Here is a 16,314-nt window from a genome sequence, read left to right on the forward strand (position 1 = left end):
CCAGCACGGGCGCGGCGGCCAGAAGTGCCCCTCGGGAGCGCGAAACCCTGTGTCTGCGGGGTGGAACGGTCATGTCGATCCCTTCGCACACGTCGTCCGCAATGATTGATTCTGCTTGATATGGCGCTTAAACGAGCACAATCAAGCAGGCGAAGGAAGGTATAGCGCACACCCCGTCACTCTGGCCAGACCGCGTGCACGTCCCGCCGGCCGTGCTCCCGGCCCCGCCGCGTCGGACACGCGGGTGACAGGCGGGTCCGGGTGGGGGCGCGCGGGCCGCGCCTCGGCACGGAGGGCGACGGCGCGGGCGACGATGGCGCGGACGTCCCGTCCGACCCGCTGGAGGAGAGCCGCATGGCCCTGACCGAGCACGAGCGCGAGAGCTTCCTCGCCGAGCCGCACATCGCCGCGCTGGCGGTCGACGCCGGCTCGGGACGGGCTCCGCTGACGGTGCCCATCTGGTACCAGTACGCGCCGGGCGGCGACGTGTGGATCATGACGGGGCTGCACTCGCGCAAGAACGAACGCATCGGCGCGGCGGGCAGGTTCTCGCTGATGGTCGACCGGGTCGAGCCCACCGTTCGCTACGTCTCGGTGGAGGGACCGGTCACCGGCACCTCACCCGCCACCGTCGAGCAGCTGCGCGAGATGTCGGCCCGCTACCTGCCGGCCGACAAGGTCGACGCCTATGTCGACCTGGCCTGGAAGAGCCACGGCGAACAGGTCGTCGTCCACATGCGCCCCGAGCGCTGGCTCTCCTCCGACCTCGGATCGGTCTGATCCGGCCCCGCCGGCGCCGGCCGCCGTTGTCAGTGCCGTACCGCACAATGCCGTTCCGAAGAAACGAGATCAAGATCGCTCGCACTGGGTAAGCGACCTTCAGTCTCCGAGTTCAGGAAGGCCACCCGCTGATGCAGCCCGTCCCTGGCCAGGCACAGGCCCACGTAGTGTCGTTGACCGCACGCCGGCAGCAGGCCGGGACGGTGCGGACCCCCGCCGAGGCGAGCGCCGCCGCGCGGCCCGTGCCGGGACGCACGGGCCCGGCGCCCCGCTACGGCCGCCGTGCCGCCCCGCCCGGCCCGGCCGGCGCCGACGTCCTGCGCATCATCGGCGACTCCCGCCACCCCGTCTTCCTCACCGTGCACGCCGACGGCCGCCGCAGATACGGCTACTGGCAGCCGCTGGACCCGAACACCGGCAGGGGCGGCTGCTACGTGGCCCTGGCCACCGCCGAGTGCGACGCGCTGTACGAGGCCGGGCGCATAGCACTCGGCGACCCCCTCGACGACGCCACCAGGACGACCTACCGCGTCCGCGCCGCGCACACCCCGGCCGCGCCCCAGCGCACGCCCCGCCGCACGGCACAGCGCTGGGAGCGGGCGGCCTGACGCGCCGCGCCGGACGGTCCCGGACGGGCCCGACGACGCCGGTACGGCGGCCGTGCGCGGCCCGGCGCGCGGACGCCCCCGGTGAGGGGCCCGCGCACGGACGCCGCGACCGGCATGGAGCCGGCGCCCCGGGGGAACCGGAGCCGTGCCCTGGCGTACCAGCGGGAGGAGACCGCGTGTTCGACGGCTTCGAGTTGACGGAACGTGACGGAGACGGCGCCCGGCTCCGGGTGCGCCACGGCGGCGACGGCCCCGCGGTGCTGCTGCTGCACGGCCACCCGCGCACACATGTCACCTGGCACCGCGTCGCCCCGCTGCTGGTTGCCGCCGGCCACACGGTGGTCTGCCCCGACCTGCGCGGCTACGGCCGCTCGTCCAAGCCCCCGACCGACCCCGAGCACCGCCCCTACTCCAAGCGCGCCATGGCCGGCGACTGCCTGGCGCTGATGCGCGGCCTCGGCCACGAACGGTTCGCCGTCGTCGGCCACGACCGGGGCGCCTACGTCGCCACCCGGCTGACCCTGGACCACCCCGACGCGGTCGCCGCGCTGAGCGTGCTGGACGCCGTCCCCATCGCGGAGGCGCTGCGCCGCTGCGACGCCACGTTCGCCGCGAGCTGGTGGCACTGGTTCTTCCTCGGCCAGACCGACAAACCCGCCGAGCGGGTCATCAACGCCGACCCCGACGCCTGGTACCGGGCCACCCCCGACCACATGGGCGCCGAGGCCTACGAGGACTACCGGCGCGCCGTCCACGATCCCGCGACCGTGCACGCCATGTGCGAGGACTACCGCGCGGGTCTCGGCGTCGACCGCGACCACGACGAGGCCGACCGCCGGGCCGGCCGGCGCGTCGCCTGCCCGCTCCAGGTGCTGTGGGCCGCCCGGGACGACCTGGCCGACCTCTACGGCGACGTGCCCGGCGTCTGGCGCGACTGGTCGGCCGGACCGCCGGCCGGCGGACCGATCGACTCCGGCCACCACATGGCGGAAGAGGCGCCCGACCAACTCGCCGCCGCACTGGTCGAGTTCTGGAAGTCCGGCCCGACCTGGTCCTGAGGACCGCGCCGAGCCGCCGTCCTCCGCCACGCACCGCCCGCCCGCCGTGCCCTGGCCGTTCGTCCGGACGCCACCGCTGTTCCTGCCCGCCGCCCGTTCCTTCCCGCGCCTGGCCGGCCGCCACCGCGCGGCTCCCGGAACCGACACGGCGGCGCACCGGCGCCCGGCCGCCTCGGCCCGAGCCGGCACGGGGCCCGCACGCGCCGCCGGGCCCGCGGCTCAGCGGTGCTCCGCCCCGGACTCCTCCGCCCCGGACTCCGGTGCCATCCGGTGGAGCAGCCAGGCGTTGACGGCCGCTCCCAGCGCCACGCACGCCGCGTACGCCCACGGCGAGTCGCCCGGCAGCACGAGCAGCAGCAGACTGCCGGGAGCGGTCACCGCCAGTGGCCAGACGGCCGCGAACGAGGCGTCCTCGTGCGCGACGAGCCGCCAGTCGATCACCGCCCACACGCAGACGGCCGCGACCGCCACCAGATACGCCGTGCTCAGCCAGTGGGCGCGCAGCCGGGTGAGCGGGCCGGACGGACGAGGACGGGTGTCGCCGCGCATGGTGTCCCTTCGGGTCGAGTGCGTCATCAGTACACAGGTGCCCGGTGCGGCGGAACATGAGCACGGGTGCTCACCCACCGGCTGAGTACGACCGCTCAGACCGGGTGCGGCCCGGCTTCGGTCTCGGTGGGGCGGAGCAGCAGCAGCGTGGTGTCGTCCGTTCCGGCGGGATGGTCCTGGAGGAGGGCGTCGGCGATCTCGTCCAGGGACGCGCCCGGTCCGCCCGCGCCGGACAGCCGCCGGGCGAGCACGGTCAGCGCGTGGTCGGGATCGGTGCCGGGCAGATCGGTGAGGCCGTCGGTGTACAGGGCGAGGGTCGTGCCGGCGGGCAGCCCCAGCCGGGTGTGCGGATAGGCGGCCTTCGGATCGATGCCGAGCAGCATCCCGCCCGGGGCGTGCAGCGCCTCGACCCGGCCGTCGGCGTGCCGCAGCAGCGGATGCGGGTGCCCCGCGCGCGCCAGCAGCGCCCGGTTGCGGCGCGGGTCCAGACGTACGTACGCGGCGCTGGCCAGCAGCTCCGTGTCCAGGGCCGTCAGCAGCCGGTTGGTGAGGGCCAGGACGCGCCGGGGGTCGGCCCCGCCGGACGCGTGGGCGCGCACCGCCGTGCGGATCTGGCCCATGAGCGCGGCGGCGGGGGCGTTGTGGCCCTGGATGTCGCCGACGACGGCGGCCACCCGGTGGTGGTCCAGGGCGATGAGGTCGTAGAAGTCGCCGCCGACGGCCAGCCCCTCGGCCGCGGGCAGGTAGCGCACGGCCGTCTCCAGACCCGGGATGCGCGGCAGCCGGTGCGGCAGCAGGGCGTCCTGGAGATCACGGGCCAGACCGCTGGCCGTGTCGTACTGGCGGGCGCGGGTCAGCGCCTGCGCGATCAGGTCGGCCAGCGCGGTCAGGGTGGCGCGCTCCTCGGCGCCGAACCGGTGCGGGGCGTCGTACGACAGGACGCACGCGCCCACCCGCCGCTGCGGGGTCAGCAGCGGCAGGACCGCCCAGGCCGAGCCCTGGGCGAGCGTGGCGTGCCGGGGATAGCGGCGCTCGATCTCCTGGCGGCTCTCCAGGAAGAACGGGGCGCCGGTGGCCAGGGCCAGGGTGCCGGGCGTCCGCGCGTCGGCGGCCGGCCGGTCGATGAGCTCCAGCGCGCCGGGCCGGTAGCCGTGCGCGCCGATCACCCGCAGCCGCCCGTCCGCCTCCACGGCCAGCAGCACCGCGCGGGCGGCGCCGAAGACGGGCAGCAGCTCGTCGGCGATCAGCCGCACGATGTCCCGCACACCGGTGGCCCGGGCCAGGGCGCCGACCAGATGCAGCACGTGGTAGTAGCCGTCCAGCCGCGCCGGCGCCCCGGACCCGCCCCGGCCGCCGGGCGGCGGGGCCACGCCGGGCGCCGGGCCGGTCTCGGTGATCCGCACGGTGATGCCGGAGACGTCCGGGTACAGCTGGAAGGACAGCCAGCGGTCCGGCGGGCGCAGCACCGTGAACGCGGTCGGCTGGCGGCTCATCGCCGCGGCGCGGTAGCGCTCCTCGTAGACCGGATCGTCCAGCCACGGCAGCACCTGCCACAGCGCCCGTCCCAGCAGCACGTCCGCCGCCGCGCCCAGCAGGGCCGCGGCGGCGGGGGTGGCGAGGGTGACCCGGCCGTCCACGCCCAGCGCGCACACCCCCTCCGGCAGCCGGGCGAGCGTGGCGTGCTCCGACGTGCGGTCCTGGCCGTGCGGGAGGCCCGGCAGCACCAGCGCCTCGTCCGCCGTCCGGACGGGCTCCCCGGCGGCCGCCGCGTGCGCCAGGACCCGGCCGAGGACCGACGCGGCGGCCCGCAGCCGGTCGCGCTCGTCCGCCGCCAGCGACCCCGGACGCGAGCCGGCCCAGTTCACGAACAGCGCGCCGTGCACCCGCCCGTCGCCCTCCAGCGGCAGGCACGCGAAGGCCAGCCGGTACGGCAGGATCAGTGCCGTACGCGGATACCGGCGGGCCATCTCCTGGGTGTCGCCCACCCAGACCAGTTCCCGCTCGCGCACCGCCTCGGCGACTCCCACCGGGGCGTCCACCCGGATACGACGCCACGGGCCGGCGAACTGCGGCGGCAACCCGGTGAACACGGCCAGCTCCAGGGCCTCGCCGTCCGGGTCGAGGAGGTACACCCCGCCGCCGTACGCGCCCAGCCCCGACACCGCCCCGGTCAGGCAGACCCCCAGCTCCTGGAGCGCACGGCGGCCGACGGCGGCGGTCGCGCGCCGCGCGCCGGGAACACCGTCTGCGGTGGAGTCTTCGTCGCACATGGGTACCACCCTGCCCGCCGTCGGACCGGGGGCCCGGCCACGGCGGCAGTGAGGAGCCGGGCGGGACCCGGGGCCTCCTCCCACTATTCCACGGGGCGGCGCGGGCCGTCGGCCCTCGGCCGGGGACGACGGCACGCCCGCCCGCCGTCCCCGGGACCGCGTCCGGAGTCAGCCCGTCAGACGGCGTTCGATCCACTCGGCGGCGGTCCGGCGGAACAGGCGGCGGTTGTCGGCGCGCTGGAAGTCGTGGCCCTCCTGGCGCAGCAGGAGCAGCGCCGCCTCCAGCCCGCGTTCCCGGGCCGCCCGCACGAACTGCTCGGACTCGCCCGGCGGCACGTTGGTGTCGTGCTCGCCGTGGACGGCCAGCACCGGGGCGCGCAGGGCGTCGACGCGGCTCATCGGCGACAGCGCGCGCAGCAGGTCGCGGTCGTGCTCCGGATGCCCGTACTTGTGGGCCGCGGAGCGCGCGATCCACGGTTCGGTGCCGGCGAAGAAGGTGGCGAAGTCGGACATCCCGCAGACCGCCACACCGGTGCGGAACAGGTCGGGGTGCCACACCAGGGAGGCCATCACCAGGTAGCCGCCGTAGGAGCGGCCCATGACGGCCAGCCGCTGGGGGTCGGCCGGCCCGGCCAGGACCGCGTGGGCGGCGCAGTCGGCGACGTCGTCGATGGCCGCGAACCGGCCGGAGCCCAGGTCGGCGTCGGTGAAGGAGCGCCCGTGCCCGCCGGAGCCGCGCACATCGGGGGCGAAGACGTCCAGTCCCCGGCCGAGCAGCTCGTGGTAGAGCGGGTCGAACACGGGACGTTCCTGTTCCTCGGGGCCGCCGTGCAGGTGGAGGACGCAGGGCGCGGGTTCGCCGGGCGAGCGGCCCGGGGCGCGGTAGTACCAGCCGCCGAGGGCGAGCCCGTCGCGGGCGACGGGACGCAGCGGCACCGGCCGGACCGGCGCGCGGCCGTCCGGCGCCACGTCCTCGTCGCGCGAGGACCACGGCGTGCGCAGGGCGGTCCCCTGAGGCAGCCACCACACTCCGGGGCGGCGCTGCGACCCGGACAGCGCGACCACGGGGCTGTCCGGCTCCGCGGTGGGCACGACCCGGGTGACCACCTCGTGGGGGAGCGGTACGTCCCAGGCGGCCACCTCCTCGCGCAGCGGCGGCACGACACTCGGGCCGCCGAACGCCGCGGCGCCCGGACCGCCGAGACCGGGGAGCCGGGGCGCCCGCTCCGCCCCGGAGGCGGCAGCCGCTTCACCGGCCTGCCCGTCGGTCGCGCCGGTCCCGTCGTCCTCCTCGGCGGAGGCGTCCAGCGTGGCGATCTGCAACTCGCTGCGGCCGCGCACGTTCCAGGAGAGCAGGGCCCGGCGCCCGGTCCGGTCCAGGGCCAGCAGTTCCAGGCCGCGGTCGGCGCGCTCCGCGGCGACCGCGAGTCCCCGCCGCCGCCCCTGCGGGTCGAGCCGCAGCGCGTACAGGGCGGCGAACTCCCGGCCGTGGTCGCTGCGCAGCCACACCGTCAGGCCGTCCGGGGCGAAGCCGCCGATCCAGGGGTCGTCGTCGGCGACCGGCACCGCACAGGTGGTGGCCAGGTCGCGCACGCGCACGACGAGGGCCTCGCGCCGGGCCCGCGGTCCCCGCCGCAGCAGGGCGAGCCGGCCGTCCCGGCTCAGATCGCACACGCGCAGGGTGGCGGCCCCGCGTTCGCTCGCCAGGAACACCGGTGCGGCCACGCCCTCCGGGTCGACCAGATAGGCGGACAGGGTCAGGGTCGCCGACGCGTCCAGACCGCCCCCCGCTTCGCCGCCCGGGACGGCGCGGCCGACCGGCCCGTCCGGTCCCGGGGCGTACGGCCGTGCCGCCGTGGCGCGCGGCGGCCCGCCGAGCAGCACGGCGTGCCCGTTGCGCGCCGCCCAGCCGGGCGGGTGCGGCGGGACGTGCGTCCCGGCCTGCGCGCGCACGGGGGCGGCCTCCACGGCGCCCGGCTCCTGGCCCGCCGACGGCTCGGCGACGGTCACCGCGAGGGCCGAGCCGTCGTGCCGCCAGCACCCGAGGTGGGCCGAGCTGCCCGGCTCGGCGCCGGCGAGGACGCGCCGTCCGGTGCCGTCGGGACGCACGCACAGCACCCGGGTCAGCTCCCCGCCGCCCGGTGCGGTGGTGTACGCGATCCACCGGCCGTCCGGCGACCAGGACACCTCGACGACCGGGTCCGGGTCGCCGTCGAGCAGCCGTACCGCGTCTCCGTCGACCGGTCCCGTCCACAGCTGCGGTACGCCGCCCCGGTCGCAGATGAAGGCGACCTGCCGGCCGCCGGGGTCCACCGAGGGGTACCAGCAGCCGTGGGCCGTGACCGGCTGGGGCACGTCGTGGGCCGCCGAGACGTCCGGCAGCGCCAGCGGCGCGGGCGCGGCCAGCGGCGCCCGCGCCGACGGGTTCAGCGGCGCCGTGCCGTCCGCCGGAGCGGCGGTCCACAGCTCCTGGAGCCGGTCCGCCGCCGGCCCGTACGCGGCGCCCGCGTCCCGCCCGGGCCCGCCCGCGCCGCCGCCGGGACGGCGGAAGCCGACGGCGCGCGGGGCCGTCCCGACGGCTCCCGGGTCCGACGAGCGGGGAGCCGACGACGTACGGGAAGCAGTCGACGAGGGACGGGGGTCCGGGCCGCCGGTCAGTCGATCCCGTGCGTTTGCAGCCATATCTCCAGCAGAGCTACCTGCCACAGCGTGTTCGCCCCCCGGTGGGTTCGGTGCGCGTCGGGCGCCGCCAGCAGTTCGGCGACGTACTCCGGGCGGAAGACGCCCCGGCCCTTGGCGGCGGGAGCGGTGACCGCGTCGCGCACCCGCTCCAGCACCGGGCCCGCCATGTGGGTGATCGCCGGAACCGGGAAGTAGCCCTTGGGCCGGTCGACGACCTCGCGCGGCAGCACCTTGCGCCCGGCGGCCTTGAGGACGCCCTTGCCGCCGTCCGCGAGCTTCAGCCCGGGCGGGCAGGCGGCGGCCAGTTCGACCAGCTCGTGGTCGAGGAACGGCACCCGCGCCTCCAGACCCCAGTCCATGGTCATGTTGTCCACACGTTTGACCGGGTCGTCGATCATCATCACGTGCGTGTCCAGTCTGAGGTCCGCGTCCAGCGCGCTCTCCGCGCCCGGGGCGGCCATGTGGGCGCGGACGAACTCGGCGGACGCGTCGTGACCGGCCAGCATGTCCGGCTCCAGCATGCGGGCGAGATCGCGGTGCGACCGGTCGAAGTAGGCGTCGATGTAGGCGCGCGCCGCGTCCTCGCGCGGCGCGTCCGCCATCGCCGGGTACCAGTGGTAACCGGCGAACACCTCGTCCGCCCCCTGCCCGCTCTGGACGACCTTCACCTCCTTGGCGACCTGCTCGGACAGCAGGTGGAAGGCGACCACGTCGTGGCTCATCATGGGTTCGCTCATGGCGGCGACCGCGTCGTCCAGCGCGTGGGAGACCCGGTCGGAGGGCACCAGCAGCTGGTGGTGGTCGGTGCTGAAGCGCCGCGCCACCAGGTCCGAGTAGCCGAACTCGTCGCCCTCGTCGCCGCCCTCCGACTCGAAGCCGACGCTGAAGGTGGCCAGCTGCCGCTGTCCCTCCTCGGCCAGCAGCGCCACGATGAGACTGGAGTCCAGGCCGCCCGACAGCAGCACGCCGACCGGCACGTCGGCCACCATGCGGCGGCGCACGGCGGTGCGCAGCGCCTCCAGCACGGCGTCCGTCCAGTCGTCGGCGCTCAGTCCCGCGTACTCGGCGCGGCGCGTGTAGGAGGGCTGCCAGTAGCAGTGCTCGCGGCTCGTGCCGTCCGCTTCGATGACACGGACGGTGGCCGGTGGGAGCTTGCGCACGCCGTTGAGCACGGTCCGGGGCGCGGCGACGGTCGCGTGCCAGCTGAGGTACTGGTGCAGCGCGACCGGGTCGAGCGAGGTGTCCACTCCGCCGGCGGCCAGCAGGGCGGGCAGCGAGGAGGCGAACCGGAGCCGCTCCGGCGTCTCGGCCAGGTACAGCGGCTTGACGCCGAGCCGGTCGCGGGCCATCACCACCCGGCCGGTGTCCTGCTCGACGACGACGAAGGCGAACATGCCGTAGAAGCGCTCGACGCACGCCGTGCCCCACTGCCGGTACGCCTTGAGCACCACCTCGGTGTCGGACTCGGAGAAGAAGCGGTGGCCGAGCCCGCGCAGTTCCTCGCGCAGTTCGCGGTAGTTGTAGACACAGCCGTTGAAGACGCCGGTCAGCCGGGCGCGCGGGTCGGCCATGGGCTGGGCGCCGCTCTCCGACAGGTCGATGATCTTGAGCCTGCGGTGGCCGAGGGCGACCGGGCCCTGGGACCACAGGCCGCGGCCGTCCGGTCCGCGCGGCGCGAGCCGGTCGGTCATCCGCTCGACCGCAGCGATGTCGGGCTGGCCGCCGTCGAAGCGGATCTCGCCGCTGAGACCGCACATCAGGCAAACCTCCCTTCCCCGGCCTGTCGCCCGGGTGGCGCCGGCCACCGCCGGGCGTGACCGCCTCGGCGCGCGACGGCGACGGCACGGCGCGCGACGGTGCGGGACGAGGACGGGAACGGGGGCGGGAACAGGCGGGGCAGCATGGCGGCGGGACTCTCCTCGGTCGCGACGCGGGAACTCGGCTCGCACGGCCGGGCCTCGGCACACGTGCCGTCGCCGCGTCTGTTCTCTCGTCTTCCCGGCGGGCCTCGCGGCCCGCCGCACCCCGGGTCCGTGCCCGGGGGTGTCCGTGTCCCTGCCGAGTGCCCCCGAGTCGGCAGGTGCAAGCCCGCGGATCGGGCACCGCGTGCCATCACCGGCCCCCTGCCGGTCGCCGCGCCCCGTCCACCGGTACGGCCGCGCACCGGCCGCGCGGCATGCGAGAGGCCCCGCGCGGCCGGGCACGAGACGCTCCGCCCACCGCCCCGCACCGGGGCGCGGCACAGTCCGCTCGCCGCCCCGCACCGGGGCGCGGTGCGATCCGCTTGCCCCCGGTACCGGGGCGCGGTGCGATGCGCTCGCCTCCCCGTACCGGGCGTGACGCGGTTCGCTTGCCGCCCCGCACTGGGGCGCGGCAGGTTCGCTCGGCCCCCCGGTACCCGGAGCGCGGCACGGTCCGCTCGCTGCCTCGTACCGGGGCGTGGCACACTCCGCCCGCCGCCGGGACGTGACGCGGTTCGCTCGCCGCCCCGTACCGGGTCGTGACGAGATCCGCTCGCCGTCCCGCACCGGTGCGTGAGGGCGAGCGCTTCGCCGCCCCGCACCGGGGCGCGGTGCGATCCGCTCACCCCCATCCGGCCGCCCGGTACGCAGCCAGGCACAGTCAGCCGCCCGGCACGCAGCCAGGCACAGCCAGCCGCTCGGTGCGCGACCAGGCACACCCGGCCGCTCCGTGCGCGGCCCGGCGCAGCCGATCCGCACGGTCCGCCGCTACGCCCCCGTCACTCGGCGTCCTCCGCCGCGCGCCCCAGCGGCAGCAGTTCGCGGATGTCCCCGGGCAGCGCCCCGGCCAGCTTCTCCATCAGCTCGGGAGCGAGCGCGGCGTCGAGCACCTCCAGCACCGCGGCGGCCTCGCGCAGCGCCGCGTCCTCGTCCGTGCCGGTACGAGCGGCGATGCGCCCGGCGAACGTGGTCAGCCCGAAACGCTCTCCCGACGCGGCCGCCCCGGACGAGGCGGCCTCCGAGGCATGCCGGAGGCAGGCGGCCGGTTCCGGCGGCAGCTGGGCCGCCACATGGCCGGCGAGCCCGGACGGCAGCCGCTGGCCCAGGGTGGTCAGCACCGCACGCGTCGCCGCCTCGGCCGGCCCCCGGCCCGGCAGCTGGGCCAGCGCCCGCACCTTCGTGATCATCTCGTCGTGCTGCATGGGCGGCCGTCCTTCCCTACGGCGCGGACCGCCGGAACACCGGCGGACGGGCACCGATCGAGTACCCACCACGCCGTCGCCGCCCGAACCGCGTGCGGGAGCGCCCCGGCCCGGCGGTCGACCGCGCCTCATCCGGCCGACGCCGCCCGCGCGGTTCAGTAAAGTGGTGTCGCCAAATCCCGGCGACAGCGCACCTGTGAGGTACACGCGAACCATGCCGACCGAAACGTTTGAGTTCCAGGTTGAAGCCCGTCAGCTGCTCCAGTTGATGATCCACTCGGTCTACTCGAACAAGGACGTCTTCCTCAGGGAACTCGTCTCCAACGCATCCGACGCGCTGGACAAGCTGCGGCTGGCGGCCCTGCGGGACGACACGCTCGACGCCGACACCTCCGACCCGCACATCGAGATCGAGGCCGACCAGGAGGCCCGTACCCTCACCGTGCGGGACAACGGCATCGGGATGTCCTACGACGAGGTCACGCAGCTCATCGGCACCATCGCCAACTCCGGCACCGCCGCCTTCCTGGCGGAACTGCGCGAGGCGCAGGAGGGCGCCGGCGGCGACGGGCTGATCGGCCAGTTCGGCGTCGGCTTCTACTCCGGCTTCATGGTGGCCGACGAGGTCACCCTGGTCACCCGGCGGGCCGGCGAGTCCCAGGGCACCCGCTGGTCCTCGCGCGGCGAGGGCACGTACACCCTGGAGAACGTCGACGAGGCCCCGCAGGGCACCGCCGTCACCCTCCACCTCAAGCCCGCCGACTCCGAGAACCAGCTGCACGACTACACCTCCGCCTGGAAGATCAAGGAGATCGTCAAGCGGTACTCGGACTTCATCACCTGGCCGGTCCGCCTCGTCACCGCGGCGGGCGACGGCGAGGACGCGCCCGAGCCCGAGACGCTGAACTCCATGAAGGCGCTGTGGGCCCGTCCGCGCGACGAGGTGGCCGACGAGGACTACCACGAGCTGTACAAGCACATCAGCCACGACTGGCGCGATCCGCTGGAGACCGTCCGCCTCCAGGCCGAGGGCGCCTTCGAGTACCAGGCGCTGCTCTTCCTGCCGGCCCACGCCCCGCACGACCTGTTCACCCGGGGCCAACGGCACGGCCTCCAGCTCTTCGTCAAGCGCGTCTTCATCATGGACGACTGCGAGGAACTGCTCCCGCCCTACCTGCGGTTCGTCAAGGGCGTGGTCGACGCCCAGGACCTCTCGCTCAACGTGTCCCGCGAGATCCTCCAGCAGGACCGCCAGATCCGGCTGATGCAGCGCCGTCTGACGAAGAAGGTCCTCGCCACGGTCAAGGACATGCGCTCCGCCGACCCGGACCGCTACCGCACCTTCTGGCGGGAGTTCGGCGCGGTGCTGAAGGAGGGCCTGGTCACCGACGCCGACAACCGGGCCGCCCTGCTCGCCGCGGCCTCCTTCCCGAGCACCCACGACGCCGAGGAGCCGACGACGCTCGCCGCGTACGCGGAGCGGATGAAGGACGGCCAGGAGCACGTCTACTACATCACCGGCCAGTCCCGGGAGAGCGTCGAGAACTCCCCGCACATGGAGGCGTTCCGCGCCAAGGGCGTCGAGGTGCTGCTGCTGACCGACCCGGTCGACGAGGTGTGGGTCGACACGGTGGGGGAGTACGAGGGCAAGCGGCTGCGCTCGGTCGTCAAGGGAGAGATCGACCTCGGCGGCGAGGAGGACGAGCAGAAGACGGCCGAGCAGGAGAAGCACACCGAGGAGTACGCCGGGCTGCTCGGCTGGATGACCGAGCACCTGGCCGACGACGTCAAGGAGGTCCGCCTCTCCTCCCGCCTCACCGTCTCGCCGGCCTGCGTCGTCTCCGACTCCGAGGACCTCACGCCCGCGCTGGAGAACATGTACCGGGCGATGGGCCAGGAGGTGCCGCGGGCCAAGCGCATCCTCGAACTCAACCCGGACCACCAGCTGGTCAAGGGCGTCCGGCAGGCGTACGCCCGGCAGGGCGAGGACCTCTCGGAACTCACCGAGGCCGCCGAGCTGCTGTACGGCCTCGCGCTGCTCGCCGAGGGCGGACAGCCCAAGGACGCCGGACGGTTCGTGAAGCTGGTGGCCGACAGGATGGAGCGCACGCTCTAGCCGCGACGGCCGGCAGGGCGGCAGGGCTGGGGCGGCCGGCACACCCGGCCGCCCCAGCCCACCCGGCCGCCCCGCCGACTCGGCCACCTGCGCCCTCCCGACCCCGCCCGCCCGGCCCCGTACACCCGTGTGTCACTCTCCGGACAGGCCCGGTACGGCAGTTGCCGGTGCCGGGCGGATAGGCGGCACGGCGCTCGCTGGATAGAGTCGTGCCGTTACAACTGGTTGTGGGGGACAACCAGGGCACCTCGGGGAGGGCTTGCAGCACATGAGTCGTCGTTCTACCGGCTTGGCAGGCGTCTGGGCCGAGACGCAGAGGCAGCAGCAGCGCCAGCTGGAGGCCGACGCCAGGCGACGCAGGCAGGAGGCCCAGCAGGCGCGCGCCCGGGAGCGGCGGGCCGCCCAGACCTACCGCGAGTACCGGCAGGCCGAGGCGGCGCGCCGGACCGAGGAACTGGACGCGCGGGTCGCCGCGTTGCAGGGGCTGCTCGCGACGGGATGCCGGGCGCCCGCCTTCGACGTCTCCTCCCTGACGCGCCCCGAGCAGATCGAGCCCTTCGCCCCCGGCCCGCTCGCGCAGCCCCTGCCCATGCCGGACTTCGAGCACTACCGCACCCAGAGCGGATGGACAGCCGGCCGGCGTTCCCAGGCGCAGGCCGAGGCCCGCGCGCGCTTCGAGCAGGACCTGCGGGCGGCGCAGGCGGCGGAGGCTCAGCGGCAGCGCCAACTGGCCGCCTACCAGCAGCAGTACCGGCAGTGGGCCGACACCCGGCTGGCCGAGCTGCGCCGCCACAACGCCGGTGTCGCCCAACTCGCCGAAGGAGTCGGGCGCGGCGACCCCGACTCCGTGGTCGAGTACTTCTCCGCCGCCCTCTACGCCTCGACCGCCTGGCCCGAGGACTTCCCGCGGCAGGTGGCGGTCGCCTACGACCCGGCGGCCCGGCAACTGGTCCTGGACTGGGAGCTGCCCGCCTACGACGTCGTCCCCGAGACCAGGTCCGTGCGGTACGTGGCCGGGACCGACCAGGACAAGGAGACCGCCCGTCCGGTCACCCAGCGCCGGGCCCTGTACCGCGAGGTCCTGGCCCAGTGCATGCTGCTCGTCCTGCACGAACTCTTCGCCGCCGACCGGTCGGACGCGCTCGAATCGGTGGTCCTCAACGGGTTCGTCGACGGCCACGACCCCACCACCGGCCGTCCCGGCCACATCCACCTGGCCACCGTCATGGCCGCGCGCTCCACCTTCCGCGAACTCCACCTGGCGCAGGTGGACGCCGGCAGCTGCCTGGCCGACGCGCTGCGCGGGCAGCTCTCGGCCCGCCCCGACCAGCTCGCGCCGGTACGGCCGGGCCGTCGGCCGCAGGAGGTCGGCGACCGGGTGGTCACCCACGGCAGCGACGAGGACCCCGACCTGTACGAGATGGACCCGATCGCCTTCGAGAACCTCGTCGCCGAGCTGTTCCGGGCCATGGGGATGCAGGCGGTCACCACTCAGCGCTCGGGCGACGGCGGGGTGGACGTCGACGCGCTCGACCCCACGCCGATCCGCGGCGGCAAGATCGTCGTGCAGGTCAAGCGCTACCGCAACACCGTGCCGCCCACCGCCGTGCGCGACCTGTACGGCACCGTGCAGGACACCGGCGCCAACAAGGGCGTCCTGGTGACGACGTCCAAGTTCGGCCCCGGCTCGCACACCTTCGCGGGCGGCAAGCCGCTGGAGCTGATCGCGGGGACCGAACTCGTCGACCTGCTGCACCGCCACGGCCTGCGCGGCCGCCTGGACGACGGCCCGCGCCGTCCCGCGGCCCGGCCGGCGCCGCGGGCCGCGGACCCCGGGCTGCCCGACGGCCACAACGTCCTGGGCATGTCGTGGACCGGCGGCGTCGCCCTGGACGTGTGCGCCCTCGTCTGCCGCGGCGGCCGGGTGCTCGACGACGACCACTTCGTCTTCTACAACAACCCGCGTTCCCCGGACGGCGCCGTGCGCGCCCTGCCCGCCGCCGCGCCCGACAAGGCCGCGATCGGCGTCGCCTTCGACGCGCTGCCCGCCGACGCCGACCGGTTCGTGCTGGTGGCCGCCGTCGACCCGGAGGTCAACCCGGACGCCGACCTGTCCGGGTTCACGGACGCGCACATCCGGCTGCTCGACGCGCGCCTGGCCGAGCTGGGGCGGCTCGACGTGTCCGACGGCCGGCCCGGCGAGACCGCGCTCGTCCTCGGCTCCTTCCGCCGCCGGGCGAGCGGCGACTGGGACTTCGTCCTCGGCGGCCGGGGCTACCCGGGCGGTCTGGCCGAACTGGTCCAGGACTTCGGCATCGACGTGGAGTAGCCCCGCCCGTCACCGGCCGGGGACGCTCCCCGCCGCCGCGCCCGCGAGGACACGGGCCCGCGTCACCGCCCGCCGCCGTCGGCGGTCAGATGGTCTCCGGCGATGCCGGCCTTCTCGGGGCGGTAGTAATCCCGGATGCCCTCCGCCCAGACCTCCACCGGGATGCGGTCGCCGGCCACCGGGCCGAAGGCCTCGAACAGCGCCTCGATGTTGGCGCGCCGGAAGCCGATGGCGGTCATCAGGGCCACGAAGTCCGGACGGTCGACGAATCCGTCGCCCTCCGGATCGCCGATCGCGGAGAGCGCCCGGGCGAACTCGTCGATCGTCGCCTCGAACCGCTCCGGCGACAGCACACAGGCCTCGAACTCCTCCGGACTGATCCGGCCGTCGCCGTTGGCGTCGAGTTCGGCCAGCAGCGTCGTCCAGTACCGGCGCAGGGAGGCCAGCAGCGCGTCCTTCGCCGCGTCGTCGGCCTTGGGCGCCGCCGCGACCACCCGCTCGCCCATCAGATCGAAGTCGTCGGCCTCCAGACAGCCGTTCCCGTCGGCGTCGAAGAGGGAGAAGACAAGCTGGACACGGTCGGTCGCCTCAGGGGTACGCATGGGCGGCACACCTCTCCTTCCGGACTTGCGGCCCACGCCGTCGACGGGGCCGGACGCGCGCCGGCATCCCGTTCCGGCGGCTGCTCCACTATCCGTCCGGCGCGCACGCGGCGGCAGGGGAAGCGGGGCCGTCCACCCGAAGGGGGGGAATCCGCCC

Annotated in this window: 11 protein-coding genes; 5 read left to right on the plus strand and 6 right to left on the minus strand. The window is 75.3% G+C overall.

The features are described 5' to 3' along the window. Positions 1-354 precede the first annotated feature (354 nt). From ABEB07_RS17855 to ABEB07_RS17865, 3 genes are all read left to right on the plus strand, one after another. A complete protein-coding gene (locus ABEB07_RS17855) occupies positions 355-780 on the plus strand; it encodes a pyridoxamine 5'-phosphate oxidase family protein (RefSeq protein ID WP_176147780.1) in 426 nt (141 codons plus the stop codon). Between the two features lie 131 nt (positions 781-911). After that, positions 912-1,388 carry a cell envelope biogenesis protein OmpA gene (locus ABEB07_RS17860; protein ID WP_345669238.1) on the plus strand — a complete coding sequence of 159 codons (477 nt, stop codon included), beginning with the start codon at positions 912-914 and terminating at the stop codon, positions 1,386-1,388. A gap of 176 nt (positions 1,389-1,564) precedes the next feature. After that, the gene (locus tag ABEB07_RS17865) at positions 1,565-2,446 is read left to right on the plus strand and encodes an alpha/beta fold hydrolase (RefSeq protein WP_345669241.1); all 882 of its coding nucleotides are present in this window, start codon (positions 1,565-1,567) and stop codon (positions 2,444-2,446) included. A gap of 219 nt (positions 2,447-2,665) precedes the next feature. Here ABEB07_RS17865 and ABEB07_RS17870 read toward each other — a convergent pair whose 3' ends face one another. The 5 genes from ABEB07_RS17870 to ABEB07_RS17890 all read right to left on the minus strand — a co-directional run bounded on the left by ABEB07_RS17870 (position 2,666) and on the right by ABEB07_RS17890 (position 11,110). Next, positions 2,666-3,022 carry an SCO4225 family membrane protein gene (locus ABEB07_RS17870; RefSeq protein WP_345669242.1) on the minus strand — a complete coding sequence of 119 codons (357 nt, stop codon included), beginning with the start codon at positions 3,020-3,022 and terminating at the stop codon, positions 2,666-2,668. Between the two features lie 68 nt (positions 3,023-3,090). After that, positions 3,091-5,265 carry a GAF domain-containing SpoIIE family protein phosphatase gene (locus ABEB07_RS17875; RefSeq protein WP_345669243.1) on the minus strand — a complete coding sequence of 725 codons (2,175 nt, stop codon included), beginning with the start codon at positions 5,263-5,265 and terminating at the stop codon, positions 3,091-3,093. 168 nt (positions 5,266-5,433) lie between these two features. Then, positions 5,434-7,947, minus strand: coding sequence for an alpha/beta fold hydrolase (locus ABEB07_RS17880; protein ID WP_345669244.1), 2,514 nt, complete (start codon positions 7,945-7,947; stop codon positions 5,434-5,436). Continuing rightward, a complete protein-coding gene (locus ABEB07_RS17885; protein WP_345669245.1) occupies positions 7,920-9,704 on the minus strand; it encodes an N-acetylglutaminylglutamine amidotransferase in 1,785 nt (594 codons plus the stop codon). Before ABEB07_RS17885 ends, ABEB07_RS17880 begins: the two co-directional genes overlap by 28 nt. 983 nt (positions 9,705-10,687) lie before the next feature. Beyond that, the gene (locus ABEB07_RS17890; protein ID WP_345669246.1) at positions 10,688-11,110 is read right to left on the minus strand and encodes a DUF2267 domain-containing protein; all 423 of its coding nucleotides are present in this window, start codon (positions 11,108-11,110) and stop codon (positions 10,688-10,690) included. A gap of 214 nt (positions 11,111-11,324) precedes the next feature. On the opposite strand from ABEB07_RS17890, the gene htpG reads away from it, so the two are divergent. Both htpG and ABEB07_RS17900 read left to right on the plus strand, forming a co-directional pair. After that, on the plus strand, positions 11,325-13,226 hold the full coding sequence (gene htpG / locus ABEB07_RS17895; protein WP_345669247.1) for a molecular chaperone HtpG: 1,902 nt from the start codon (positions 11,325-11,327) through the stop codon (positions 13,224-13,226). Between the two features lie 268 nt (positions 13,227-13,494). Beyond that, the gene (locus tag ABEB07_RS17900) at positions 13,495-15,555 is read left to right on the plus strand and encodes a restriction endonuclease (protein ID WP_345669248.1); all 2,061 of its coding nucleotides are present in this window, start codon (positions 13,495-13,497) and stop codon (positions 15,553-15,555) included. Positions 15,556-15,617: 62 nt separating this feature from the next. On the opposite strand, the gene ABEB07_RS17905 is transcribed toward ABEB07_RS17900, so the two are convergent. Beyond that, positions 15,618-16,157 (minus strand): EF-hand domain-containing protein, encoded by a 540-nt coding sequence (locus ABEB07_RS17905; RefSeq protein ID WP_345669249.1) that lies wholly within the window; start codon positions 16,155-16,157, stop codon positions 15,618-15,620. Positions 16,158-16,314 lie beyond the last annotated feature (157 nt).

The organism is Streptomyces similanensis (assembly GCF_039543625.1).
Classification (GTDB): Bacteria; Actinomycetota; Actinomycetes; order Streptomycetales; family Streptomycetaceae; genus Streptomyces; species Streptomyces similanensis.